The following is a 24,885-nucleotide window of genomic DNA, read 5'->3' as shown; positions in this document are numbered from 1 at the left end:
TAAATAATCAAAGTTACTTGTTATTTATGTTTTAGTTCACAAGATAATTATTTTTTATTTTTGAAATAATTTTTTTATTTTAAAATTTAGAAAATAATTAATCTCTTCTGGATAAATAATAGTGACGGTACAACCTTCTTATATTACTTTTAATCGTAATGTGACTGCGGCACTACTTGGGGATCAGGTAGATGTGACAACGCCGTTTTCTAGTGCCGTATTTCTTTTTCAGCAATTAGATCAAAAAGCTAAGGGATTGAAACACGCGCTTGGTTTGCTCCAAGAGACAGAATCTAAATTCCTTGTGCCACAAATGTCTTCGGAGTTTGTAGAGGACATTGCTTTTGATAACTTCTCTGATGGGAAAATCTCTCTTGCTAAAGTTGCTTATGATTCCACTAAAGTGGATAGCATTCTTGAAAATCCAAATCTTGCTGCTGCAAAAGTTTATATAGAAGGGCTTGAAAAGAATTTTGAAGATTGGGTTCGACCTATAGATGAAGGGGGCTTGTTTGATTCTACAGAAGCTGAGAAAACTATAGTTAGAGAATATCAAGTAAAGCTCAGTACTTTAAAACAGGCATTTACTGGGGGGACTCCCTCAGATGAGCAGTATAATTCATTATATGCTCTGTCTAAAGAGTTTGTGGCCGCGATAGAGAAATTAGAGGGTAAAGAAGCTCCGCCAAAAAGTAAGGTAATTCATTTTTGGCAGAATATGATGGTGATTTATAACGCCATGGTTTCTTTAGCCTATCCTGTTTCTGAAGAACTGAACGTAAAGCTTGCTATGTGTTCGTTAAATATCGATGAAGCAAACCAAGTCATCGAGCTTATGCGTCAGTTTTCAAGTTCTCTCAAAGACTTACTCAATCCTGTTTGGGATGTTCCCTCAACAGCATCGAATTTAAGTGGTTCAGGTTATAACGCTATGCAAGGCGGTATGACGCGTACCTACATAATCCTTGGTGGGGTGTATCGTATGCTTATGGATAAGTATGCGAGTACTGCTACAAATCCCATGCCTCAGGAGGTTAAAAGTGGGCTAACTACTTTTATAAAGTCCATGACGAATCTGAAAATCAATGATCAAGTTAAATTAGTGAACTTCTTAAGTTTACAATATTCTTATTTAGCTTGTGCGGCCCAGTACGGGGTGAAGTCTTCTTCCCAAACACCGGATTATCAAAGTGCTCTGACACAAGAAAAAAATTATTGGCAAGAGCGTAATGTCAATGGTTTTGATATAGGAGGAGCGCCTATGTCTACCTTTGTTTCTAATCCACAGAATGCTTACGAAGGGGTAAAATTGTTTAGTAATGGTAGTACTAATCTTAACCCGGAGTTTTTCCAGAATAGTATTGAGCTGATGACTAAATCTACATCAGTGATGACGCGTTCAGATTATCAGAATGTTATTAATGCTATGAATAACGGAATTCTAGAAATTCAAGCGCAGATTAATAAATGGACGAAGGAATCTGCGGAGCTAATGACCCAGAAAGCTTCCATGGACCCTACGAAGTTGAATTACTTTAAAAGTATGTCTGAGGGGAAAGACATTTTCGTCAAAACTTCTCCCATACAAATGGTGTATTCTTCTTTACTTTTGGATAAGTATTTACCGAATCAGCAGCAAGTACTGGAGACTTTAGGGGTGCAGATGACATTCTCTAATAAAGCTGCTAAGTATATGAATCAAATAATTCATCATGTTACGAATTTCCAAACTGCGGATGTCTATTATTCTCTTGCGATATATTTACGTCAGATGAACCTTCAAGCGCTTACTGATGCCAAAGGTAAAGCAGAGAGTGTCTTGAGTAAGGAAAAGATTCGTTGTCAAAGTGATATTGCCCGTTGTCAGAGAGCAAAAAGTGAACTCACACAGATTTTAGAAAGTATTAATGGGGATAGAGAGTTAACAGCTTCTCAAGCACAAGAGCTCCGTCAGACTATTTCTGGATATCAATTTCAATTCGATGCCTTGATTCGTAATCTAGGAAATTTGTCTATTTTCCTAAATAATATGCAATTTCAATCTGTAGATAAGCCCAACGATATAGATAAAGCTTTTAAGATCCTGGTAAATAGCAAGGAGTCTGAGGATTGGCCTCGTTTTCTGGCATCCTTTGAAAGTTTTGTTATTGAAGGTGGTGAAAATGGCGTTGTCCCTGGTGGGGAACAGCAGATTTTGCAGAGTTTAGAAGCTGCCCAGTTGAATTTTACAACTTTTAACCAAAACCAACAGTTAGCTCTGCAGTTAGAATCTTCCGCAATTCAACAAGAGTGGACTATGGTTAGTGCTGCTCTAGCATTAATGAATCAGATATTTGCGAAGTTAACACGTAGATTGAAATAGGAGCAGTTATGAGAAACTCCCCGATACAAAGTTATCAACAGCCCCATCAGATTTTTGAAGGCCCAAAATTTGCAGAGCGTCGTGTATCACCTGCAGAAGTTGCTGCTGATTATACAAAAATGAATGAGGTAGCTTCGCATCTAAAAATCATGCAAGATTTACTCAAGGAAGCGAGTGAATTGGGATTGCGTAGGGAATTTGTCTCATCTTTAAATCGTGATTTTTTAGATACGGGTTTTGAGATTGCGGTGATGCAGACAGTATTGACAGAAAAAGAGAATAAGGAGCTACGTAAGCAAGCAAATAAGATTTTCCAAGAGCATTTAGAAAGGACATCGCCACAGGCTTTGACGACAGCTCCTGAGCTTGCTCCTGTTGATGGTTCTATAGTCAATAAGATGCCTTTTCAATCTGCATTTGCTTATATTCTTTTAGATAAATATATTCCTGCTCAAGAGACAGCTTTATATGCTTTAGGAAGGGAGCTGAACCTTTCAGGATATGCTCAGAACCTGTTTAGTCCGCTTTTAGAAGTTATTAAGACTTTCAACTCTGCTCCTATTATTTATAATTTAGGATCGTACATCTCTCAGACATCAGGAACCGCAAATTTTAAATTTGGCTATCAGATGATAGTAGATCGCTATGAAGAGGAGCGTCTGCAGTTAAGAAATGATATTAAAAGCGCTGAGAAAGCTCAGGCTCTATTGAAGCAAATTTCTAAAAACATTCAGGGGAATGACACGCTTACTGATGATCAGAAAAAACAACTTCAGAATATTGTTAGCGGGTATGACAGTGAGTTAGTGATTATGTTAACACAGATGAAAAATCTGATGTTGAATCTGAACTCGCTTATTTTCATGCCTGGGAATAATGAGTATGAAGCTTCTTACAAGATTATGGGGTCAGATTTTTCTATAATTACATTGCAAGATTTAGAACATAAGGTTGTTGATGGTGAGATAGACGTCGCTACAGGAACAGCCAAAGGAGGCTTACTTACTTTCTTTAATACTTGCCTTGCTGACGTACAAAATTATGGAGACCTTGCGCAAACACACCAACTGATGTTGGAACTTCAGATGCGGGCTATGCAGCAAGAGTGGAGTTTAGTTGCAGCATCATTGAAACTGATGCATAACGTGTATCGTACGTTAATTAGTTCTTATTAGAATTGGAGACCTGCGGTTATATTTATGGCGCGTTGGCAACCCCAACGACCTTCAACATTATAGAAAAAGTTGTCAGATGCGCAGCAGGTAGCCCCGCAGCAAAAGTTTACTCGGTGGAAGTTATTGATTTTGCGAACTTTAAATTTCAAGTTGGTGAATTGGCTTTCCAAACGTTTGAAACTATCAGCAGGGGCTTGCCTTGAAGCATTCCCTACAGAAGCGGAAATATAAGGAAGAATGTAATCGTTTATATAGGTGGCAATGCCGATGTTTGCCGACCATTCTTTATAGCTTATTTTCCCTGTAGAATCTTCGAAGTACACTTCAGGGTTTGCTTGACTATTCACAACAATGTAGTTGACTGGACATGCTGCATGACGATAATCCGCACCAATACCTATGAAAGAAATCCCATCTTTCCAAAGGATCTTTTTCAAACTTAGATCCCAAACGAAACCATAATTACTTTGAACTTCTACTAAACCGTCGGTAACTTGTGATTCGGAGGCTAGAGGAGAAGAGGTATAGTCTCGGTAAGCGTTAAGGGGAAGACGGTAGTATTGTTTTAAGCCGCCGATTTTTACATCAAAACTAATATCTAAAAGCGGGATAGCCGCTGGTGAGGTATCTTGGAAAGCTACCGAGGCAAAGACACAGCTAGAGCTAACTTTAGAATCATTTAAATCAAAATCGAAGTCTTTTGTTGTTGAGGTAACTGTAGGCGAGGGACCTGTATTCATTGTGCTAACTGAGGTCACGACAGGAACATTGCTTATTCGCGCACTTTCTGAAAAAACATAATCACCAGCAAATCCTATTTTTAAGCTTCCGGTCAGTGCTGCAAAGAGGTTGTAGCTATTGCAGATTTCAAAAGCACACATTCCCTTTTGTTCAGGATTAATATTAGGAATTACAGGACTTGCAGGATTCCCCGATGGCATAGCATTAAGGGTAGAGGAGGAGAACATTCCTGATAAAGCTAGGAGAGAGAGGGATGCTAAACATAGGTGCTTTTTCAGCTTGCTATTCATTTAGTAGATGGCCTTATTTACTATGCGTTATAAATTCATCTTTAACAAATGGTAAAAAAATGTACAAATGAAAACTCAGTAGGATGAGGCTTCTATCTAAGGGGATGAGAAGATAGAGCATGTCTCCCTGTTTAAAGATATTCTTCCTTAGTATTTCTTTGTAATAGTGCAGCAATACCTTCTTTGATATCAAGATTTTCGTATAAAACGCGGTAGATGCCTGTAGTTATCGGCATATCGATTTTATGATGTTTAGCAATTTGATACGCTGAAAGGGCTGTATAAGCACCTTCCACAACCATGCCGATTTCTGCTTTTGCTTGTTTAAGGGTTAATCCCTGAGCTATTAGCTTCCCAAACCTGGTATTTCTACTTAGTGAAGAAAAACAGGTTGTACAAAGATCTCCAAGGCCTGCTAAGCCATTGAGAGTATCGGGGCGGCAGTCCATGATAGTGGCAAATTTGCGTATTTCATGAAGACCTCGAGTTACTAATCCCGATTTAGCATTATCTCCAAATTGGAACCCATCAGAAATTCCACAGGCAATAGCTATGATATTTTTTAGAGCACCACCGAGAGCTACGCCTTTAAGATCACTATTGGGATACACACGAAACTTCGGGGTGAGAAAAGCATTATGTATTTTTTTCAAAGTGTCAGGGTCATATGCACTGATCACAACTGAACAAGGACAGCCTTTAAGGACTTCTCTTGCTATAGAAGGCCCACTGAGATAGCCGAGATATCGGGAAGCCTTGCTACCGAAAATCTCGACAACGATTTCACTGAGGAGGAGTCCGGTATGCTGCTCAATACCTTTAGAGGTAATGACAAAAGGAACATTGAGGTCGATAATTGTTTTTAGCTGTTCAGATACTGGGCGTATTCCTGCTGAAGAGACCGCCTCCACAATCATAGAAGCGCCGTCTACCGCCTCCACCATATCTGTAGTGAATGACAAATTCGGATGAATTGGAATGTCAGGAGCTTGGGGATGCCGATGCTCAGTTTGTAGTTGCGCAACTAATTCAGGATTGCGAGCCCATCCTACTACACGATAACCCTTATTCGCTAATAAGGAAGCAAGGCAAAATCCCCAAATGCCCATACCTAAGCAGGCAATTTTCTCTTTCATGAGGCCTCAAAAAATGGTTCCTCGAAAAACGCTTTATTTTCCCAGTGTAGGGAAGTAGAGGTTAAAGGATAATAGAAATCGGCTTCTAATTCAAATGTTGTGTTTGGGGAAAGTTTTTTTCCAGTAACTTTATGGAAGATTTGACGTTCTCTAGCGGAAAGAGCTTCTCGGACAGTAGCAGGACTGTGGTTGCCTTCAAGATTTTTTAGTGGTGCGAAACATTCTTGACGGGGGTATACAAGAGTTTGGCAACGTTCGCTATAGCAAAAGAGGTCGAAGATAAATTCTTCGAATTTCCAAGAGTTTTTCTCTGAGGAATATAGACCTAACTGTTTTGCATGTTTATGAGCTTTATAAAGGGGAAGTTCGCGCAGGGCCGCATGGGCAATGAAATCCATAGATAAGCAATAGAGACCGATATTGGCTAAGCAATACTTTAGCGTGCCATCCGAGTTTGTAGCAAATCTTTCATTTTGGGGTATTTCAGAATATTCAATGACTGAGGTTTTACCAGAATCATTAGATTGTACTAAGATTCCCACATCTTCAATAGCAGTTTGTCGTAAAGCAGCTTTAATAGTGACTTCGTTATTTTCCATACCATGGAATCCACAAAGTTCTACATCAAAAGGTAGAGCTAAAGGATTGTCGATAGGGATAACGCTAACCATTTCAATTCCTGCTTTCTTCCATTTTTCCCATAACCCTGAGGTATAGAGAAGAGTTGCTAGGCAACCATTTCCATTGGGCCCTAAGGATAGAGTGTCAGTATCTTCAAGGAACAAATCTCCCGATAAGGATAATAAAGGCCAAAGGGGTTGGCAGAAAAAGTCTACTTGGTTGGGATCAAGATGGAAATAATCATTAGATTCGAAATAGGAACGAGTCTGACGATTATTTAGAGGTGATGTCATAAAAGCTAAAGGCAAAGGTTGATTTGCCAATTTACTTGCTGCACAGACTTTTTCAGCAACAAGCTGGAATAATGGCTTCTTTTTGATAGGAGATACAGGGAACAAGCCTTTAGGCCCGTCACATTTCAATCTAGATCCCTGGCCTCCAGCAAGAACAACACAAGCGACTTTCTTTTCCTTTAGGAGCTTTGTCCCTACTTGAGTTCTTTCAGGATCTTCTCCTGAAGAAGCGAAAGATGTTAAGGGATGAAAATCTTTTAGGATGGGTCTTGGGGAAGTGATAAGTTGTTGTTGTTTATGGAAAAGGTCTATGTCTATAGACGAAATTTGGTGATAGAGACGCTGTTGTTGTTTTTGAGAAAGGGACGACCACGAATCTAATAAATGCTCCTGATTAATAGACTTGAGTTTTTCTGTTAGTGAAGACATTTCCACGACAGACGGGAAGGTTACAGAGTCGGTCATTACAGTTAGCCTTACGTTCCTATCTCTTGATATTTAGAATACTTATTATTCTTGATCTTTTCGATGATTTTTCTACGGTTAATTAATTCTAGTAATTTACTTTGATGCTCTTGTAGGCGATTACAGGAGATATCGTGTTGTTTATAAATAGAGACTTGTAATGTTTGCAAGTGTTCTAAAAGTGAATTGTAATGTTCGATATTATTTCGGTATAAAAACCGCTCCTTCCTGATTTTAGAAACTAGCATCATGCGTTCTTTTATATTAACAAGCTCTTGAGATAGATTATGCTTTTCATTTTTAAAGTGTCGTACTTTTAATAAAGAATGATAAATTTCTATCTTGGATAGGGTAGATAAGGATTCTAATTTCTTATTCAAGATTTACCAAAGCCTCCAACTCTTTCAAAGTATTTTCCAACTGACAGTAACTGGACAAAGGCTGGGAAAGGAAGTTTTTTATGCTAGGAAGGATTTTTACAGCATCATCGAGATCTTTATCGTGTCCGGGACTGTAGGCTCCTAAATGGATAATATCTAAAGCTTCTTGATATGTTTTTAGTAAGCTACGGAGCTTTTCCGCAGCTGCATAGTGATGAGGAAGGGCAAGTTTTTTCGCTGATCTTGATAGGCTAAGAAGAATATCAATAGGAGGAGAGGCTAGGGCTTTTCCCTGATGGGTAAGGAAGAAATGCCCATCTAAGAGAGATTTAAGATAATCAGTAAAAATATCCGGGTGGTTTGGGTAGTATAAAATAGCATAAAGAGCTGTTATAGAACCGCGTTCGTTATTCCCAGCACGTTCTGTAAATTCAGAAACATGATGGAAAACAGAGGCGGCATAATGGTGTGCTGCTAGCGTTTCTCCTGTTGCCAATGCAACTTCTTGAAGTGCGGCGATCCATCGTGATAGAGAGTCCATAATAAATAACACATCATGTCCTTGATCTCGGAAATATTCCGCTATAGTCATGGCAGCACGTCCTGAAATTACTTTTGCAGGTGCCGTTTCATGTGCGGGAGAGGCAACAATGATTGTCCGATGATGTTTTAATCCTGAAGTATGTTGTTCTATATACTCACGGACTTCGCGCCCTCTTTCGCCAATAAGGGCAATGACATTAATAGTAGATTTTGATCCTGATGCTATGGCGGATAATAATGAAGATTTTCCACTTCCAGGTTCTGAAAATACTCCGATGCGCTGTCCTTTCCCCAAGGTTAAAAATGCGTCGATTGCCTTAATTCCTGTAGGGAAAATTTCTTGAATAGGTTGTCGTGACATGGGAGATGGAGGTGGGGAAATCAACGGTTTTATATGTGTTTTTGGGAGACTTTCTTTGTTGTCCAAAGGATTCCCAAATCCATCAATAACACGGCCAAGAAGATGATCCGAGAGGTGTAGTGATGGTGGGCGACGTAGAGGAAGCACTTCCGAACCTAAAGCAACATGATGCATAGGAGATAGGGACATCAACAATGTTGTTTGGTTATGAAAACCGATAACTTCAGCAAGGATATCGGGATGTTTGGGCGTGCAGATTCGGCAGAGTTCTCCGAGACATGCAGAAAGTCCCTGAACTTCTAAAAGATTTCCAGAAACCCTAGACAGAAGTCCACACGCACGGTAGGGCTGCCAATAGTGAAGTTGGGATTTTTCGTAGTTTAAATGTGTCATACTGTTAAAACAGAAAGCAAATGATCTAGTTCTTCTCCAATTTCTTGTCTTAGAATTCCTGAGGGAACCTCCATTTTATAGCTGGATTTTTTGCAAGAGATGTCGGGGAGAAACTCCGCATGTTTAATCATGGGGATTTCATGCGTTGCTATCCAATCATTTAGTTTCTTATGGTCTTCAGGATGAAGGAAAATCTTTACCGGTGATAAAGATCGCAAGGAGGTATGTTGTTGTAGAGCTGAGGAAATCAACAGGGCAAGCTCTTCAACATTATCTAATTTTTTATAGAGGAATTTTTCGCAGGTAAGGATAGCGAGTTCTAAAAGGTCAGGTTTTAGTTGTTGAGGGATTCTCTCTATTTCAGAGAGCATACGGATCGATAGTTTTCGGAATATCTGAATTAGAGATAATAGTTCTTGAAATGCCTTATCATATCCCGAGGCTTCTCCTTCTGAAAAACCTTGGGAGAATCCTGCGTCCCAGTCTGTAGTTTTTTCTGGGGAATCTTCAGTATCTGAAAGCGAACCAGGGGATTGAGACATCGTCACAAGATATACCTAATTCTTAATGTTTATAATTTCAGTACTTGGTGTTTTATATCTTCAGGCAAATGTTTGAAGATCTCGTCGGCTTTTTTAGGATCCAAATACGAGAGAATTAACCTGATTTTTTCAGGAGACTCTTTTTGTAGTATCTCTACCAGCTTTATAATATTTATGCCTTGTTTTATTTTTTTCGATTCCGAGGGAATACGTTCATAAGCATAGAAAGCAAGATAGAAGCTTGCCAAAGCAATGATCCCTAAACTAGCAAGTAAAATCATTCCTCCAACGAGGAGCTTATATGAAAGGCGATCCTTCTTTATGGTTTGTGAGAAAGGGAATTTCTCAATAACAATAGGTTGGGTAGGTCCACAGATTTTCTTGAGGTGTTCTTCCGCATGAAGCAAAAATGTTTCTCTTTTTTCTTTTGGAAACTTTGCTAGGTATTTCTCATTAATTGTTAACTGGATTCCAGGAGTGTTGTTCGCCAGGCAAGCTAGAGCAAAGTGTTCTTTAGGAAAAATTTTCCCTAAATATTGCTCGCATGCAAATAGCAACAGAGAATTTGTAGAGAACTCCCCTGGAGAGTACGTGTTTCCTAGATTATCCGATAAGGTAATGTGATCTTTAGTTAATCCAGGCAGGCTACTGGATAAGTAGTCAGTAATGGATTGTAATAGAGATAATGAAAACATTTCATTTTTATGAGAGGAGAGAATCACCGATACTTGAGGCACAACATGTGGATCGTCTTCCCCAGGAAGAGATAAAGCAACAGTAGCATGAGCTACTGGTTGAAACATAGTGAGGTCTTTTTCTAGCTGTTCTTTTTTTGCTAAGGACTCTAACAATTTTGGATTTGCTACTTGGCTAAGCTTAAGCCACCCCGAAGTTTTTTTTTCAGGTGCTGGGCGAAAATCAGGAGAGTTAAAAGAGTTATTCCCAAAAAAGATCGCACACCCTAAAGCTGAAAAAACAAGTAAAAAGCCTAAGGGAGAGATGCCTAATGAAGCAACTTTCTTTTTCAGAAATTGGAAAAACACAACAATCCTCAGGGAAAAATAATGAAATCATTATAGAGTTATTAACATTTCATTATTCTTTATCAAAAGATACGAATTATTGACAATTCACGAACTTTAAAAGTTAATTAGTTTCGTCGGAGTATTGAGACATAGAAAAATCTAAAGAGGCCTCATTTACTTTAATTTGCAATTCAGAATAAACGTAGGCACGTAAAAGTTGGCCTATAGAATTCAATGTAGATCCTATAGCAGAAAAACATCCAGAACAATTTCCTGCATAGGCAATTGTTACGACATTGTCTTCAAGTTTTTCAATGAGTACACTACCACCATCAAGAGCTACGTAGGGAGAGATTTTGTCTTCGGTGATTGTACGTAGAGCATGTAGTCGCGATTCTATGGACAGGGCTTCCCATGCTTCTTTAGTATAAGGATTAGCGTCTTCAATCTCTGAAGGTAAGAAAGATTCTTTGAGAGGAAGAGAACCATCCTCAAGAGGAATTTCCATGCATTGTTCTGCAGCGATATCTACAGCATCGATGATGCAGTGGTAAAGAGAAGAACTGTTTTCTGGGAGGGCAGGTTTGTTAGGATGAGAGCGTAGTTCGGTTTCGATAGAGTTAACAGTAAGGTTATAAGCTTGTGCATAAGTTTTGCCAATAACTAAATTACAAGTAGTTTCGGCAAGGACAAGTAAAAAGGGGTGGCCAAAGTATTGAAATTTAGCGTCAATAATTTTTCCATTTACCTTATCTATTAACCAATAGAATATTACGTAATTCCCTGTGAGACGATGACCTTGACTGCCGATAATCAGATGGGCTCCTTTACTTTCCGCATCTTCAGCTGAAAATGTTCCCCCACAGTAAAACTTATGAAACTTCTTCATAACTTTTGGAGATACATTTGCCCAATAGGCGACAGGTTGAAATGGAATTGTCATATGGAGCTCGCAATTGCAGATTTTAGGTGGGCAATACCCTCTTGGATAACGTGTCCTAAGATAGTAAACTGTTCATCTTTCGTTCTCTCTGTAAAAGAAAAATGTAGGGCACTATGACAGAGGAAAGGGGATACACCACAATTTTGTAAGATTTGAGATATAGGTTGAAAGCGTTCGTAACCAAGCCCTGGATAGATTCCTTGTTGGTGCAGGAAGAAAGCTAAACTCTCTGCAGGGACATCTCCTAGAGCGGCAAGCATTACGTTTGGAAGTTTATTTTCTAACTCTGGGAAAAGAAATTGCACGTCAGGACAAGCTGCTTGAAGTTCTTTTGTCAGTTTGCTTCTTAGATTTATCGATCGTAAGATGAGTGAGGACAAAGAAGACACGCGTTCTTGACAAGCAGTTTTCATAGCTGCTACAGTGCCTAAACACAAAGTTCCTGGAGAGTTAGAAGGTAACCATAAATCGAAAAACTTACTCAGGGATTTTTTAATGAACATTCCTCCGATGTTTCCAATGCCTCCTAAAGCTAGAGAAGAAAATGTTAGGATATCGGAATTAAGCATTTCTGGAGTTACGGGTGCACGTCCTAAAATATCAGAGAGATCTAAGTGCAAGACAACACCCCGATCCTGACATAAGGGTTGTAATGTCTCTATAGGTTCGATCAACCCTGTTATGCCATTAGCTGCAGATAATGAAAATAATAATGTGCGCGGTGTTAATGCTTCTGTAAGTTGTTCTGGAGAGAGTCTTCCCGAAGAGTTGATCGTTACCCAATCATAAGTAGTTCCCAAACCCTGGCGGCGGCAAATCGCGTCGACATGATATTGCTGTTCATGAGAAGAGATCAGAAGGTGATTCCTTCCCTGGAAGAAAGTCAGATTTTCTAATAATGCCGCTACAATAATCATAACAGCATGGGGAAAATGTGGAAGGAAATGAAACGTATGAGTTTCTTTAGAACAACCAACAAGCTTGCGGACAGACTCTTCAGTTTCATTAAGGAGCTTTATTGCTGAAGAGGGTATCAAAGAAAAGGGATCAGCATAGGTTTCAAAGCTCTCCCTTACTGAAACAGAAGGAGGAATCGCTTGTTGGTTGTTTAACCAAATGGTTCTGGGTGTCGTTCGAATGTGTGACCGGTCCATAAATACACTATGGGTTTTCCTGTGGGCAACTCTAAAGAGAGTACCTCTTCTTCACTTAATTTTTCTATATCCATAATTAGTGAACGTAAGGAATTTCCATGTGCAGACACAAATACATTTTTTGAATTCCGCAACAAGGGAAAAATAGTTTTCTGAAAATAGGGGATGGTCCGTTGCCCAGTATCATAAAGACTTTCGCCTTTAGGAGGGGCAGTCTTATAACTACGTCTCCACAATTTTACCTGTTCCTCCCCAAATTGCTCAGCGGTTTCTTTTTTATTTTTTCCTTGGAGTTCCCCGTACATTCTTTCATTTAGTGCGCTAGAACGGTAAAGTGGGATCATGTAGTTTGCTTCATCACTATAGATCTTACTCATGTGCTTTTGTTGAGGATCATCATGAACAATGTAAGGGATTTTTTTAGAATTGTGATGTGTCATAGCAAGCAATGCTGTCATTAAACTTCTCACAAGAGAGGAGGTAAAGATGTAATCTATGGGAAGGTTTTTGATTGTCTCGCCTGCAAACATTGCTTCGTCAATACCTTTTTGACTTAGGGGAATATCCACCCATCCTGTAAAAAGGTTTTTTTCATTCCAGACGGATTTCCCGTGTCGTAATAAGATAAGAAAGGCCATGACTTCCTGAGTAATGAGATTAAGAAAACTAGCATAGGAACAAAAAAACTTTTGTCTAGAAGAAAGATTTTTTCCAGACAACATTTTTTTATAATAAAGATTGGTAGACCTCTATTGCTATTCTTGGGCACAATATATGTCTCGAATGGAGAATATTATGGGAAAGGTTCGTCTTAATAAGTTTTTAGCTTCTTCAGGTGTTGCATCGCGGAGAAAGTGCGATGAGATCATCTTTTCAGGACACGTAACTGTAAATGGTCGGGTAGCACCAGGCCCTTTTTTATTAGTGGATGAAGAGACGGATACTGTGAAGGTCGATGGTCGTCGAGTAGGCATGACCAAGAAGGTATATTTTATGGTACATAAGCCCCTGGGATATTTGTGTTCTTCAGAGAGAAAGTTCCCAGGTGATAAGTTAGTTATCGATTTATTTGCCCACCTCCCCTATCGAGTATTTACTGTTGGTAGGTTAGATAAGGAGACTACGGGGTTGATTTTAGTAACGAATGATGGAGAATTTTCTAATAAGATAATTCACCCTTCTTTTGGCATTACAAAAGAGTATTTGCTTAAAGTAAGTCGTGATGTTACTGCAAAAAATCTTGAGGATCTTATGGAAGGTACGGTTATAGATGGCAAGAGAGTCAGGCCTGTTTCTGTAGAGAAAATTCGTCGAGGGACCCTCAAGATTATCGTAAACGAAGGGAAAAAACACGAAATCCGTTTATTTGCTGAGGCTGCGGGGTTGCCTATTTTAGAGCTTTCTCGTATTCGTATCGGGAGTTTCGTTCTCGGAGGTCTGCGTTACGGGGAATATCGCGAGCTTACCGATGCTGAGATTCTTACCTACATGTAGAGCGCAGTTGCTTTTTTATCGTGGGTCAGCGATATATAACCTATGATAGGATTAGTCTTTGTAATTATTTTTAGCGTGCTCTTGGGAGCTTTTCTTGGAGCCTATTGTCAGTTATACTATCTTGTGAAGAATATTGTGATTTCTTGGGAGTGTTTGCTTTCTCACGCCATTGCCAAGCGTCAAGCTCTCCTCTCACTAGCTTCTTTAGGTAATATCAAAATATCGCGATTATCTCAGGAAACAGAGTTTTTATTGAATCATCAACGGGTTTCCTGGAGAGCTTTTTTAAAATACGGCTATGATATTCTTTTTGCTTTTCAAGAGATGGAAGAAACATTGCCTCAGCTTGTTCATGAGATTTTAGAAACTATAGGTGATAATCACCAACAAGAAACGGTAGTCCAATTTATAGAAGATTTCTGGGCTAGAGATAACTTATTTGCCTTTGAGACAGCTGCTTATGAACAAGCTGTTGAGAAATACTTGAAACACAGATCTAACCCTTCATTATGGGTGGCTTCGAGAGTATTTCGTTTTTTAGATTTGCCCACGATTCATTTCTCTCGCTAGGATTTTTGGGAATCTTTGCAAGATACACTTCTGAACATGTTCGACAAGCTTATTACGGATCTCTTTAAGGTCTATAGTATGTTTTAGAAGTATAGAGAGAGAGGTGGCTGGTTGCTCTATAGAGGCTAGGTCTTCCTTGGAACTATTACCATTGATCCCTATCCCTAAAACAATGCCCAAGTAACCTTGGGACGGTAGAGTTTCGCTAAGAACACCACAGAGCTTTTCACCATTTACCAAAACATCATTAGGCCATTTTATGGTTCCGTTTGTGATGCCTAAATCCTGAATTAATTCAAGCACCGCTTCTGTCCCTAAACGGAATAATAAGCTAACATCAATATCTAGTTCAGTAATGAAAAAGCACAATGATAGTGCGAGGTCTTTATTAGAAGATACCCAGGACTTATTAAATTTCCCCTTTCCATCGGTTTGTTTTTGGGTGGAAACAACAGTAAGAGCAAAAGGATTCCACACATGCATTAATTGTTTTGCTGTTGCATTTGTAGATGGAGTTTCTGCAATTTCATAATAAATAACTTTCATTGGAAGTATCCCACTCTTAAGCTATAAAGAGCATTATGAGAAACACTAGGTATTTCAGCTATGTCAATTCTTGGGTGTTTGTTGTCATTATTTTATTAATGATGATAAGTGTGGTAGTGATTTCTTCTATGGATCCATCTACGATACTTGAGACCTCGTCAAAAGGATTGCTAACAAATAAAAGTATCATGCAGATACGCCATTTTGCTTTAGGATGGGTAGCCTTTTCCTTATGCATGTACCTTGATTACCATAAACTGAGAAATTGGGCATGGTGCCTCTATATTCTTATGCTTTTGAGCCTGATAGGTTTATTTTTTGTTCCTGCGGTACAAAATGTCCACAGATGGTACAAAATCCCTTTGATTGGTTTAAGTGTTCAACCTTCTGAATATGCTAAGCTGATTGTTGTAATCATGCTTAGCTACACATTAGATATACGTAAATCTGTCATTTCTTCGAAGACGACAGCTTTACTAGCTTGTATGATTGTGGGAATCCCTTTTGTCCTGATTTTGAAGGAGCCAGATTTAGGAACAGCTTTAGTTTTATGCCCCGTTGCTTTGGCAATTTTTTATCTAGGAAATATCCATCCCTTATTTGTAAAAATTTGCACTATCATTGCTGGCACGGGTATGCTTTGTTCCTTGTTGATTTTCTCAGGGATGATTTCTCATGAAAAGGTAAAACCTTATGCACTAAAGGTTATCAAGGAATACCAATATGAAAGATTAAGCCCTTCGAACCACCATCAACGTGCATCTTTAATTTCTATTGGACTAGGAGGTGTTAAGGGACGCGGATGGAAATCTGGAGAATTTGCTGGGAGGGGATGGTTGCCTTATGGATATACAGATTCAGTGTTTTCTGCTTTAGGAGAGGAGTTCGGTTTGATAGGCCTTTTCTTTGCCCTATGGATGTTTTATTGTTTGATTTGTTTCGGTTGCCGAACGGTTGCTGTTGCTGTTGATGGTTTTGGTAGATTATTAGCAGCGGGGATTACTGTACATATTTCTATGCACGTTTTAATTAATATTAGCATGATGTGTGGGTTAATGCCCATTACTGGAGTACCTCTCGTTTTAGTTTCCTATGGAGGATCTTCAGTAATTTCGACTATGGCTTCATTGGGTATTTTACAGAGTATCTATAGCCGTAGATTCTCAAAATACTAAGAACTATTTCAGCAAGCGCAAAGCATTGAGCCCTACAACAATGGTGCTCCCCTCATGGAGGATCACTGCTAACCATAAGGGAATGATCCCCAAAGATGCTGGCCAAGAAACAAGAAGAATAATAGCAAGGGCTAACCCCAAGTTTTGGGTAACGATCCTTCGTGTTTGCTTGGCTTTCCTTATAATCCATGGTAGTAGGGAGATCGCATCATGAAGGAGAACTATATCAGCAGCTTCTATGGCGGTCGCACTTCCTGCTTCTCCCATAGCGACACCTACTGTTGCTTGTGCAAGAGCAGGAGCGTCGTTGATCCCATCCCCAACCATGAGAATATGACGTTGCTTCGCAAGTTCACGTACTTTTTCTAATTTGTCATCGGGAGATAAATTTGCAAATACTTCTGAGATTCCCAAAAGCTTTGCAGTATTTTCTGCACTAATTTGATGGTCCCCTGTCAACATGCTAATAGCATACCCTTCGTCTCGAAGCTCCTTGACAATTTTTCCGGCATCAGGACGTGGGGTATCTTTAAAATAAAAGAGAGCATAACAACCTTGCAAATAAGCAAGAGAGCATATTTCTCCGCGTTGTCGTGCGGTGTATATACGCTCTTCTAATTCTTGAACGTAATCTTGGGGAATTTTTTGTAAGGCAGTATCCACCCTCCCTACGAATGCTTCCTTGCCTTCAAAAAGTCCCCGCACACCTTGTCCTGGAATCATGCAGTATTCTTCTGCAGGACGTGAGGAAACATTATTTTTTATGAGGTAAGAAACAATCGCTTGAGCTATAGGATGCATGGAAGATTGTTCTAAAGCTAAAATAGAAGGGAAGAAATCAGGATGTTCATTGCCGAAAGTATCACAACCAATACAGGTAAGTTCTCCCGTTGTGAGTGTCCCTGTTTTATCCATAACAATAGAATTACAGGAAGCTAAACGGTCTAAAACGACACCACCTTTAAGAAGAACACCATGTTTTGCACAAGCATTTACAGCGCTGAGATAGGCAATAGGAATAGCTATAATTAATGCGCAGGGAGATGCTGCTATGAGAAAAGCTAAAGCACGATAAAACGCACTATTAGGCCCTAAAAAAGGAATCGAGGTAAATAAAGGGACTAAAACAGCTATAGAGGTAGAGATAGAAAAAATTGTCAACGCATAAACCGAAGAATACTTGTCTAGACGTTGTTGTAAACGTGGTTTCGATTTCTGCGCTTGAATAACTAAATTGATAATATGAGAGATTGTTGAGTCCGCGCCTGTTTTCAAGACCTTAAGATCAAAACTTCCCTCGAGATTATGAGCTCCTGCAGGAACTATAGAGCCGACCTGACAAGATTTAGGGATTTTTTCCCCAGTAAGATGCATAAGATTGATCGAGGAAGATCCGTGAATAATTTCTCCATCTAAAGGAACGATCTCGCCACTTTTTACTCGAATGGTATTACCAACTTCCACAAGACTTACCGGAAGTTTCTCTAAATTTCCGTCTTCCCGAACTACCCAAGCTATTGTAGGAGCTAGGTGTTTCAAAGATGCTAATGTTCCCTTTGCTTTCCCGGATACCATTTGCCCTAAAGCTTCAGAAATAGCAAATAAAACAAGAAGTAAAGATCCCTCTAAAGCTCCACCAATGAAAATAGATCCGAAAGCTGCTGATGTCATTAAGATGTCAATATTTACAGTCTTATTACGAATATCGTCTAAAGATTTTATCAAAGCTGGAGTCCCAGCAAGAAAGAATGTAAAAACGACAAACAAATTGGAAATATCTATAACATGAAACCAATAGAACACTAATGCGCATAAATACATCCCTAAGGAAACACACGCCGATTTTAAAGATAAATTACGACTTAGTAATCGGCTCTTTTGAGATAACATCGGACTATTGTCCTCGGTCATCCCCGACTCAAAAAAATTATTTAGATTTTCTGGTGAAAATGGAGAAGAGAATAGTTGTGAAAACATTATGATACCTAGGATCTATAAAAATTTTACACAAGTGCAAACGATACTTATCGAGGTAATAAAAATACCTAAAACCCATACAACTTCTGTAATCATATGATTACCTAATATTTTTGCTTTAGTGGCAGAGAGTGCTGTGATGAGGATGCCAGATAGTACAGCGGCTACTGTATAACTAGAACAGAGAATTAATGGTAGGAAGAGAATTATGCCTATAAGGCCTCCTAGCATACGTGTCCCTCCCTGTTTTAAAGGATGAGGGAAATTCTCCATAGAAATATGAAGCTCTTCGCGAATCATCGTATCGAGAAGAAGAGTAGAGTCCGAGCAAACATAATCTACCATTTCTTCAAGGAGAGGCGACTTAAATCCTTGATTTTTAAAGATAACACTTAGCTCTAGGCGTTCTTGTTCGGGATAGTTTTCGATTTCTTCTTTTTCTTGTAACATAAACCGATGAGAAAGCTCCATGTAAGACCAGGCTTTTTTTGCTTTCAAACAACCGCGATAAAAAATCCATCCTAGTCCTAACGAAAATAGAATCTCGGCTTGTGTCAATTGAGAAATAGGAAGAATGAAAGCCAGCGTTCTAATGAAAAATAAAAAGATTCCTGTGGATAGAGCGTCACTTGCCAGGTGATAGAAAAAACCTTTTATTGTTCTATGAGGTTCGCCAAGGCAGACTCTATGCTGATCTCTAACCATTTTGATGTGTTCTTCGGGGGTCGCATTTTTGAAGTGAGCATAATCGGTATTCATTTACTTTATCCATCCGGTATACGGTTTACATTGCCTTAAGTTTTTTCATGTTTGCAATACAGATTCTACTCTTGTGGCAATAATACTTCTTGATTCCCTAAGTAGGGGCGTAAAACTTCAGGAATAATCACAGAACCATCTTCTTGCTGGTTATTTTCTAAAATAGCCACGAATAAACGTGGTGTTGCTAAACCGGAGCCATTGAGGGTGTGGACAAAATGCATTTTTCCGTGGTTATCTTTATAACGCGTTTCTGAACGACGGGATTGAAAATCAGTACATTGTGAAATAGAAGAAACTTCATAGTAAGATTGTTGCCCAGGTAGCCAAACCTCAGCATCTATAGTTTTTGATGCTGTGAAAGACATGTCTCCTGTGGAAAGTAAAGATAGCCGATAGGGGAGTTTTAATTCTGTAAGAATATCTTCAACAACAGAGAGCATTTTGTCATACGCTTGATCTGCTTGATCTGGGGTAGTAAAGGCAAACATCTCCACTTTATGGAATTGGTGTACACGAACGAGTCCTCGTTCGTGAGCTCCTGCAGCACCCGCCTCTCTACGAAAGCATGGTGTAAATGCCGCATAGTATATGGGGAGATCCTTCTCACTGAAAATTTCTTGAGAATGGAAGCCATTAAGAACAACCTCAGCTGTAGGAATAAGATATAGAGATTGATCTCCATCTTCTACCCGGTAATACTGACCGTCGAATTTAGGAATTTGTCCTGAGCCAAAAAGGATTTCATGTTTTACGAGAAGAGGAGGTAACCATAACTGAAACCCGTGTTCTCTTTGCTTATTTAATAAATAGGTTAATAAGGCCCATTCTAAACAGACTCCTTGGTTTTTATATGCAGGCCAGCCTGACCCCGAAGTTTTCGCAGGAAGTTTAAAATCTAGAATTTGTAATTTTTGGTTGAGCTCTAAGTGATGTTTAGGAGTAAAGGAGAATGTAGGTAATGAACCTACTTGTTTAATTACTTGATTCCCCGTTTTGTCGGGGCATACAGGGACATCTTCGTCAGGATAGTTAGGAAGACGTACGAGTAAGTCTTGTAAAGTCGAGTCCTTTTGCTCAAGTAAGGGTTCAAGCTTGGCTAGGTCTTGAGAAATTCTTTCCACGCTATTAATTATAGAAGACGCATCCTCTCCTTGGGCTTTGGCTTTATGGATCTGATTTGATAAAAGTTTTCGTTGAAATTGTAACGCTTCTGTTTCTTTTTTAAGGTAGCGGACTTCTTTATCTAAATCAAGAATAGGCTGAAGAGAAATAAGAGGATCTTTCTTACGAAGACGGGCTTCACATTCTTCAGGTGCCTTGCGTATTAATTTTATATCCAACATCCTTATATCTCTTTAATTACCTTTTTCTCACAAAGACAAAGTATATGGAAGATTTTTCTGAGCAACAACTGTTTTTTATGCGAAGAGCTATAGAATTAGGAGAAAAGGGAGCATTTTCTTCACAACCGAATCCATGGGTGGGTTGTGTGATCGTAAAAAATGGTCGGATAATAGGAGAGGGGTATCATGAGAAAGCAGGTCAACCTCATGCGGAAGAAAAAGCAATAAGTTCTGCTTCAGAATCAATTGAGAGTAGCGAAGTTTATGTAACTCTTGAACCGTGCTGCCATTATGGGAACACTCCTCCTTGCGTGAACTTATTAATCAAATATAAAGTTGCTGCAGTTTATATTGCCTTATTAGATCCTGATTCTCGTGTCTCAGGTAGGGGAATAGCTAGTTTAAGAAAAGCGGGTATTTGTGTTTATGAAGGTTTAGGAAAAGAAGAAGCAGAGCGTTCTTTAAAGCCTTATATATACCAGCGTACGCATGGGAAACCATGGGTAGTAATTAAAAGTGCTGCGACTTTAGATGGTCAAGTTGCAGATAGATACGGACAATCACAATGGATTACCTGCCCTGAAGCTCGCGCTGATGTTGGAAGACTCCGAGCCTGTTCTCAAGCTATTATTGTAGGTTCTAAAACTGTTTTAAAAGATAACCCCTTGTTAACAGCTAGAAAACCTTCCGGTGAACTCTATCCTTGTCAACCTTTGCGAGTGGTTGTGGATAGTAAAGGAGCGATCCCCCCAGAGGCAAATATCTTTCATAGCACAGGGAAATCCCTCTATGTAACTACCACACAATCTTCAAAAGATCATAGAAAAAAAATAGAAGACTTGGGTGTGGATCTCCTAGTTACAGAATCTAAAGATTCTAAAGTAAATTTACATGAATTAATGACATATTTATCTACTAAACATGCCTTGCAAGTTCTTGTTGAAGGCGGGGCAGTTTTACATACTTCGTTTTTGAAAGAACGTTTAGCAAATGCTCTTATCCTTTACTTAGGACCTAAAATTTTAGGAGATCAACGAAAGCCTGTTTTTGGGGACCTAGGTTTACTCCTGCATTCTTCTCAAAAAATTGTGCCTATGTTTTCTGAAATTCTAGGAAATTCTTTAAAAACTTCTTGGGAAGTCATCGTATAGAGAAAACGGGGGAAGGGATTGCAGTGAATAGGGATTTCTATTAGCATTCCTGGAGAGTAGGTGACTGTAATTTGGAGGAAGGTTGGTGATAAAATTCGATGATGATGCTCGTGCCTCGTGTTTTGTCCCTATAGAAAAGGCTATTGCAGATATCGCTGAGGGTAAATTTGTTATTGTTGTTGATGAGACTTCAAGAGAGAATGAGGGAGATCTTATCATAGCAGGCGAGAAAATGACCGTCGAAAAAATGACTTTTCTTCTTAAATATACAACGGGAATTATCTGCGCTTCTTTAGATCCTGAGAGAATAAAACAATTAGACCTCCCCCCTATGGTTAAAGATAACCGTTGTCGTTATCGTACAGCATTTACAGTTTCAGTGGATGCTGCTAAAGGCGTAACTACAGGCGTGTCTGCAGCAGATAGAACAAGAGTAGTTGAACTCCTATCGGACCCTAATAGTGTTCCTGAGGATTTTGTTCGTCCGGGGCATTTCTTCCCTTTAATGGCTACACCGGGAGGCGTATTAAAACGAGCTGGTCATACAGAGGCTGCTTTAGATCTCATGCGTTTAGCCAATATGCGGCCTTGTGGGATCCTTTCAGAGCTTGTTAATGAAGACCACACTATGATGCGTCTTCCGCAAATTATAGAATTTGCTATACAGCACAAGCTCTCGATAATATCTACGTCTGATTTGGTAGCCTATCGAATGTTATCCGAAAGGCTCGTTGTCCCTATTTCTTCAGCTCGTCTTCCTACAGAATATGGGGATTTTAATATTCATGTTTATGAGTCTGTTCTTGATGGCATCCAACATATCGCTTTGGTGAAAGGTGATGTGAAAGGGAAGGAGAATGTACTTGTTCGGGTACATTCTGAATGCCTTACTGGTGATATCATGGGATCCATACGTTGTGATTGTGGACACCAGTTGCGCTCTGCTATGGAATATATTGGATTAGAGGGTGAAGGTGTTATTGTTTATCTACGAGGACAAGAGGGACGTGGTATTGGATTAGGTCATAAAGTTCGAGCCTACGCTCTACAAGATCGTGGGTATGATACTGTCGATGCCAACTTAGAAATTGGCTTCCCTATAGATTCTAGAGAATATGGAATCGGGGCTCAGATTTTAGTTGATCTAGGATTGACAAAGATCAAATTGATTACCCATAATCCCCACAAATATTTCGGCCTCCAGGGATATGGGTTAGAAATTGTTGATAGAATAGCTCTTCCAATCAATCTCTCTGAAGAAAATGAATGTTACCTCCGCACAAAAAAAGAGCGTATGGGACATTGGATAGACTTTCCTTCTTATAAAGAAGAAGTGAACACAAGATAATTCTAGGATTATATGAAAACATTTAAAGGGATAGCCTCGGCAAAAGATATGCGCGTGGCTATCGTTGGCGCCTGTTTTAATGGGCCTATAGCTGACGCTTTGGTTTCTGGAGCAGCACAGACTTTTCTTGAGCTCGGTGGGACAGAGGATATGCTCACCGTAGTACGCGTTCCAGGGTCTTTTGAGATCCCCTGTACGTTGAAGAAACTCCTTACTTCAGGCATAGAGTATCACGCTATAGTCGCTTGTGGAGTTCTTATTAAGGGAGAAACTACTCATTACGATCACATAGCAGATCAAGTATCGGCCAGAATTAGTGAGCTATCTGTAGAATACAAACTACCAATTACCTTTTCTATTATCACAGCCCCTTGTGTAGATTCTGCATGGCAACGGGCGGGAATCAAGGGATCACACTTAGGAGTGTCTGGGATGAAGACAGCTCTAGAGATGGCTGATCTTTTTAAGAAGTTGTAATTACATAGCGTTACACTTTAAAGTGTAACGCTAACTGAACCATTCAAATGCACGCGTACGGCAATATTTTCTGAGAAAATATCTAGACCTCCACAAGAAATTGTAGTTTCTGAGAAATCTAAAACAGTCGTCTGATCAAGCAGTTGCTTTTTCAACATATCCTTCTGAACACGTAAACTTTTCACTACTAAAGATAGCGCTGTCGAGTAAACCTGACGCAAGCGACTTTCAGGGCTTGATGTTGCTGTTCCATGGTTTGCTTGTAGTAAACCGGTAATTAGATTTGGGAGACCGCGTATTTCTAGAGGAATATGTTCCCCTTGTACTGTGTAAAAGCTATTTACTAAGCTTTCTGATTCATCGATAGGAAGGTTTTTATAACTCCAGGTAAGAGCACTAGTTTCTGCAGGAGAAAGTCCCATAAGTATTGCTAAACGCACTAAAGTCATATCACTACGAGAAGATCCTTCAAAGCCTAAACGATTTGCCCTGTAAGTGAAATAACGGGAAAAAGCTTCTTCTACAGTCGCATGCTGCTGCAACATAGATAATAAAGGAGCAAAGTTATAGTAAAATTCTTGAGAGCAATTGTGCTCACCACAGATATCCAGAGAATATAGATATAAATCTAAAATCACTAAAGGACGTTTTACCCTACCTACAGATAAAAGCTGAGAACTAGGGGCAGTTGTAAGGTTGAACAGGGAGTCGTAATCAGTTAAGCGACGTAATGCAACAAGTACCTCTTTTTGTTCTGGAGATAGACGTGAATACGACGGACTTAGTTCTGGAAATGCTTGTAATACATGCAAAGCTTTTGCATAAAAAGCATCAACTCGGGTCTCTGTAAAGTAAGGTTTAAAGTTTGCTGCAGCCTTCGCAGAACATCCCAAATGTTTTAAAACAATGGCTGTCTCTAAAATTTTTAGAGTATTATCAAAGTGTTTCGGAGAATTTAAGAAATGAATCAGTTGCCTATGAGCAGTTTGGAATTGCTTAAAGGTAATGCTGTTTTCTGCAGGTTGTAATTGACAAAGCTGAGCATAGGATTGACGTGAACCTTGTATTAACAGGTGTAGGTAAATCAAACTACGTATAGCAACATCAAAAGCTGGGATCTTCTTATCAAATAAAGATAAAGAATAGGTCGTTTTACATGTTGTTGCTATGCTTGCCGCAGCCGATGGCTCTGTTAGCCAAAGTAATTCTGGGTATTGGCGTAGCTTGTGCTCAATCCATGAATCGGATCCTATTTTTCCTCTGCCAGAAGATAAGTTTGTCTGGAGCGTCGCTGATGAAGTCGGAGCTCCAACAGACATGTAAGGAAAACTTAAAAGACAAGCTACTAAACAAGCGCAGCTTCGAATTATAAGGATTTTTAACATAAGATCCCCTGGCGTCTAATTGTTTTGTTAATTTCCCTTAATAAAGGGCACTAACTAAATGCCACATGTTGATAACAAAATGGCCAATAACAAATCAACCCGAGAAACTCAAGAATCAATTCCCTGGAGGAGCGGAGAATAAATATTCTTATGATGTTAAAAATCTTAATATTAAAAAATAAATAATTAAAAGCCCGCTATTTTAATGTATTTATGATATAATACTATAAAAT

23 protein-coding genes are annotated in these 24,885 nt (G+C 39.2%); 8 read left to right on the top strand and 15 right to left on the bottom strand.

Annotated elements, in window-relative coordinates; translation table 11 throughout:
• The first annotated feature begins 121 nt into the window (after window positions 1-121).
• Window positions 122-2,362 carry a CT620/CT621 family type III secretion system effector gene (locus E1N70_RS01470; RefSeq protein ID WP_131743807.1) on the top strand — a complete coding sequence of 747 codons (2,241 nt, stop codon included), beginning with the start codon at window positions 122-124 and terminating at the stop codon, window positions 2,360-2,362.
• 8 nt (window positions 2,363-2,370) lie between these two features.
• Complete coding sequence (locus E1N70_RS01465; RefSeq protein WP_131743806.1) at window positions 2,371-3,537, top strand: CT620/CT621 family type III secretion system effector; 1,167 nt, start codon at window positions 2,371-2,373, stop codon at window positions 3,535-3,537.
• Here E1N70_RS01465 and E1N70_RS01460 read toward each other — a convergent pair.
• From E1N70_RS01460 to E1N70_RS01415, 10 genes are all read right to left on the bottom strand, one after another.
• Window positions 3,534-4,568: a hypothetical protein gene (locus tag E1N70_RS01460; RefSeq protein ID WP_131743805.1), complete on the bottom strand. Its 1,035-nt coding sequence runs from the start codon at window positions 4,566-4,568 to the stop codon at window positions 3,534-3,536. The genes E1N70_RS01465 and E1N70_RS01460 overlap by 4 nt on opposite strands.
• Window positions 4,569-4,699: 131 nt before the next feature.
• On the bottom strand, window positions 4,700-5,704 hold the full coding sequence (locus tag E1N70_RS01455) for an NAD(P)H-dependent glycerol-3-phosphate dehydrogenase (protein WP_131743804.1): 1,005 nt from the start codon (window positions 5,702-5,704) through the stop codon (window positions 4,700-4,702).
• Entirely contained in the window at window positions 5,701-7,083 is a 1,383-nt protein-coding gene (locus E1N70_RS01450; protein ID WP_131743803.1) for a UTP--glucose-1-phosphate uridylyltransferase, read from the bottom strand. Before E1N70_RS01450 ends, E1N70_RS01455 begins: the two co-directional genes overlap by 4 nt.
• An 11-nt stretch (window positions 7,084-7,094) precedes the next feature.
• A complete protein-coding gene (locus tag E1N70_RS01445; RefSeq protein WP_131743802.1) occupies window positions 7,095-7,463 on the bottom strand; it encodes a hypothetical protein in 369 nt (122 codons plus the stop codon).
• Window positions 7,456-8,760 carry a FliI/YscN family ATPase gene (locus E1N70_RS01440; protein WP_131743801.1) on the bottom strand — a complete coding sequence of 435 codons (1,305 nt, stop codon included), beginning with the start codon at window positions 8,758-8,760 and terminating at the stop codon, window positions 7,456-7,458. The genes E1N70_RS01445 and E1N70_RS01440 overlap by 8 nt, the downstream gene beginning before the upstream one ends.
• Window positions 8,757-9,302: a FliH/SctL family protein gene (locus E1N70_RS01435; RefSeq protein ID WP_208638291.1), complete on the bottom strand. Its 546-nt coding sequence runs from the start codon at window positions 9,300-9,302 to the stop codon at window positions 8,757-8,759. The genes E1N70_RS01440 and E1N70_RS01435 overlap by 4 nt, the downstream gene beginning before the upstream one ends.
• A 29-nt stretch (window positions 9,303-9,331) precedes the next feature.
• Window positions 9,332-10,345, bottom strand: coding sequence for a type III secretion system protein (locus tag E1N70_RS01430; protein WP_131743799.1), 1,014 nt, complete (start codon window positions 10,343-10,345; stop codon window positions 9,332-9,334).
• Between the two features lie 103 nt (window positions 10,346-10,448).
• Complete coding sequence (locus E1N70_RS01425) at window positions 10,449-11,270, bottom strand: NifU family protein (RefSeq protein WP_131743798.1); 822 nt, start codon at window positions 11,268-11,270, stop codon at window positions 10,449-10,451.
• Entirely contained in the window at window positions 11,267-12,424 is a 1,158-nt protein-coding gene (locus E1N70_RS01420; RefSeq protein WP_131743797.1) for an aminotransferase class V-fold PLP-dependent enzyme, read from the bottom strand. The genes E1N70_RS01425 and E1N70_RS01420 overlap by 4 nt, the downstream gene beginning before the upstream one ends.
• Window positions 12,379-13,062 carry a 2,3-bisphosphoglycerate-dependent phosphoglycerate mutase gene (locus E1N70_RS01415; protein WP_131744151.1) on the bottom strand — a complete coding sequence of 228 codons (684 nt, stop codon included), beginning with the start codon at window positions 13,060-13,062 and terminating at the stop codon, window positions 12,379-12,381. Before E1N70_RS01415 ends, E1N70_RS01420 begins: the two co-directional genes overlap by 46 nt.
• 157 nt (window positions 13,063-13,219) lie before the next feature.
• Between E1N70_RS01415 and E1N70_RS01410 the strand changes: the two genes are divergently transcribed.
• Window positions 13,220-13,918: a pseudouridine synthase gene (locus E1N70_RS01410; RefSeq protein WP_131743796.1), complete on the top strand. Its 699-nt coding sequence runs from the start codon at window positions 13,220-13,222 to the stop codon at window positions 13,916-13,918.
• A 42-nt stretch (window positions 13,919-13,960) separates the two neighbouring features.
• Window positions 13,961-14,488 carry a hypothetical protein gene (locus E1N70_RS01405; protein WP_131743795.1) on the top strand — a complete coding sequence of 176 codons (528 nt, stop codon included), beginning with the start codon at window positions 13,961-13,963 and terminating at the stop codon, window positions 14,486-14,488.
• On the opposite strand, the gene E1N70_RS01400 is transcribed toward E1N70_RS01405, so the two are convergent.
• Entirely contained in the window at window positions 14,456-15,034 is a 579-nt protein-coding gene (locus E1N70_RS01400) for a biotin--[acetyl-CoA-carboxylase] ligase (RefSeq protein WP_131743794.1), read from the bottom strand. The two genes, E1N70_RS01405 and E1N70_RS01400, sit on opposite strands and share 33 nt — an antisense overlap.
• A 35-nt stretch (window positions 15,035-15,069) precedes the next feature.
• Here E1N70_RS01400 and E1N70_RS01395 point away from each other — a divergent pair, with 35 nt between their 5' ends.
• A complete protein-coding gene (locus E1N70_RS01395; RefSeq protein ID WP_131743793.1) occupies window positions 15,070-16,209 on the top strand; it encodes an FtsW/RodA/SpoVE family cell cycle protein in 1,140 nt (379 codons plus the stop codon).
• A gap of 3 nt (window positions 16,210-16,212) precedes the next feature.
• Here the strand turns inward: E1N70_RS01395 and E1N70_RS01390 are convergent, their stop codons facing one another.
• From E1N70_RS01390 to serS, 3 genes are all read right to left on the bottom strand, one after another.
• Window positions 16,213-18,186 (bottom strand): cation-translocating P-type ATPase, encoded by a 1,974-nt coding sequence (locus E1N70_RS01390; RefSeq protein ID WP_131743792.1) that lies wholly within the window; start codon window positions 18,184-18,186, stop codon window positions 16,213-16,215.
• A gap of 15 nt (window positions 18,187-18,201) precedes the next feature.
• Complete coding sequence (locus E1N70_RS01385) at window positions 18,202-18,945, bottom strand: VIT1/CCC1 transporter family protein (protein ID WP_131743791.1); 744 nt, start codon at window positions 18,943-18,945, stop codon at window positions 18,202-18,204.
• A 65-nt stretch (window positions 18,946-19,010) separates the two neighbouring features.
• Window positions 19,011-20,291 carry a serine--tRNA ligase gene (serS, locus tag E1N70_RS01380; protein ID WP_131743790.1) on the bottom strand — a complete coding sequence of 427 codons (1,281 nt, stop codon included), beginning with the start codon at window positions 20,289-20,291 and terminating at the stop codon, window positions 19,011-19,013.
• A gap of 44 nt (window positions 20,292-20,335) precedes the next feature.
• On the opposite strand from serS, the gene ribD reads away from it, so the two are divergent.
• From ribD to ribH, 3 genes are all read left to right on the top strand, one after another.
• A complete protein-coding gene (ribD, locus tag E1N70_RS01375) occupies window positions 20,336-21,442 on the top strand; it encodes a bifunctional diaminohydroxyphosphoribosylaminopyrimidine deaminase/5-amino-6-(5-phosphoribosylamino)uracil reductase RibD (RefSeq protein WP_131743789.1) in 1,107 nt (368 codons plus the stop codon).
• A gap of 85 nt (window positions 21,443-21,527) precedes the next feature.
• The gene (locus E1N70_RS01370) at window positions 21,528-22,790 is read left to right on the top strand and encodes a bifunctional 3,4-dihydroxy-2-butanone-4-phosphate synthase/GTP cyclohydrolase II (protein ID WP_208638290.1); all 1,263 of its coding nucleotides are present in this window, start codon (window positions 21,528-21,530) and stop codon (window positions 22,788-22,790) included.
• A gap of 12 nt (window positions 22,791-22,802) precedes the next feature.
• On the top strand, window positions 22,803-23,267 hold the full coding sequence (gene ribH, locus E1N70_RS01365; protein ID WP_131743787.1) for a 6,7-dimethyl-8-ribityllumazine synthase: 465 nt from the start codon (window positions 22,803-22,805) through the stop codon (window positions 23,265-23,267).
• Window positions 23,268-23,284: 17 nt separating this feature from the next.
• Here ribH and E1N70_RS01360 read toward each other — a convergent pair whose 3' ends face one another.
• Window positions 23,285-24,652: a hypothetical protein gene (locus E1N70_RS01360; RefSeq protein WP_131743786.1), complete on the bottom strand. Its 1,368-nt coding sequence runs from the start codon at window positions 24,650-24,652 to the stop codon at window positions 23,285-23,287.
• Between the last annotated feature and the right edge of the window lie 233 nt (window positions 24,653-24,885).

This window comes from Chlamydia buteonis, from assembly GCF_900634605.1.
In the GTDB taxonomy this organism is placed as follows: Bacteria; Chlamydiota; Chlamydiia; order Chlamydiales; family Chlamydiaceae; genus Chlamydia; species Chlamydia buteonis.
The sequence above is the reverse complement of the archived record's forward strand: the minus strand, read 5'-3'. Positions and strand labels throughout refer to the sequence as shown.

Coding starts and splice junctions, on each gene's coding strand:
- E1N70_RS01420 (WP_131743797.1), bottom strand. CDS start 12,424: ATGGACCGGTCACACATTCGAACGACACCCAGAACCATTTGGTTAAAC.
- E1N70_RS01360 (WP_131743786.1), bottom strand. CDS start 24,652: ATGTTAAAAATCCTTATAATTCGAAGCTGCGCTTGTTTAGTAGCTTGT.
- serS (WP_131743790.1), bottom strand. CDS start 20,291: ATGTTGGATATAAAATTAATACGCAAGGCACCTGAAGAATGTGAAGCC.
- E1N70_RS01405 (WP_131743795.1), top strand. CDS start 13,961: ATGATAGGATTAGTCTTTGTAATTATTTTTAGCGTGCTCTTGGGAGCT.
- E1N70_RS01435 (WP_208638291.1), bottom strand. CDS start 9,302: ATGTCTCAATCCCCTGGTTCGCTTTCAGATACTGAAGATTCCCCAGAA.
- ribH (WP_131743787.1), top strand. CDS start 22,803: ATGAAAACATTTAAAGGGATAGCCTCGGCAAAAGATATGCGCGTGGCT.
- E1N70_RS01385 (WP_131743791.1), bottom strand. CDS start 18,945: ATGAATACCGATTATGCTCACTTCAAAAATGCGACCCCCGAAGAACAC.
- ribD (WP_131743789.1), top strand. CDS start 20,336: ATGGAAGATTTTTCTGAGCAACAACTGTTTTTTATGCGAAGAGCTATA.
- E1N70_RS01390 (WP_131743792.1), bottom strand. CDS start 18,186: ATGTTTTCACAACTATTCTCTTCTCCATTTTCACCAGAAAATCTAAAT.
- E1N70_RS01415 (WP_131744151.1), bottom strand. CDS start 13,062: ATGGCCTTTCTTATCTTATTACGACACGGGAAATCCGTCTGGAATGAA.
- E1N70_RS01455 (WP_131743804.1), bottom strand. CDS start 5,704: ATGAAAGAGAAAATTGCCTGCTTAGGTATGGGCATTTGGGGATTTTGC.
- E1N70_RS01395 (WP_131743793.1), top strand. CDS start 15,070: ATGAGAAACACTAGGTATTTCAGCTATGTCAATTCTTGGGTGTTTGTT.
- E1N70_RS01400 (WP_131743794.1), bottom strand. CDS start 15,034: ATGAAAGTTATTTATTATGAAATTGCAGAAACTCCATCTACAAATGCA.
- E1N70_RS01450 (WP_131743803.1), bottom strand. CDS start 7,083: ATGACCGACTCTGTAACCTTCCCGTCTGTCGTGGAAATGTCTTCACTA.
- E1N70_RS01465 (WP_131743806.1), top strand. CDS start 2,371: ATGAGAAACTCCCCGATACAAAGTTATCAACAGCCCCATCAGATTTTT.
- E1N70_RS01425 (WP_131743798.1), bottom strand. CDS start 11,270: ATGACAATTCCATTTCAACCTGTCGCCTATTGGGCAAATGTATCTCCA.
- E1N70_RS01440 (WP_131743801.1), bottom strand. CDS start 8,760: ATGACACATTTAAACTACGAAAAATCCCAACTTCACTATTGGCAGCCC.
- E1N70_RS01460 (WP_131743805.1), bottom strand. CDS start 4,568: ATGAATAGCAAGCTGAAAAAGCACCTATGTTTAGCATCCCTCTCTCTC.
- E1N70_RS01410 (WP_131743796.1), top strand. CDS start 13,220: ATGGGAAAGGTTCGTCTTAATAAGTTTTTAGCTTCTTCAGGTGTTGCA.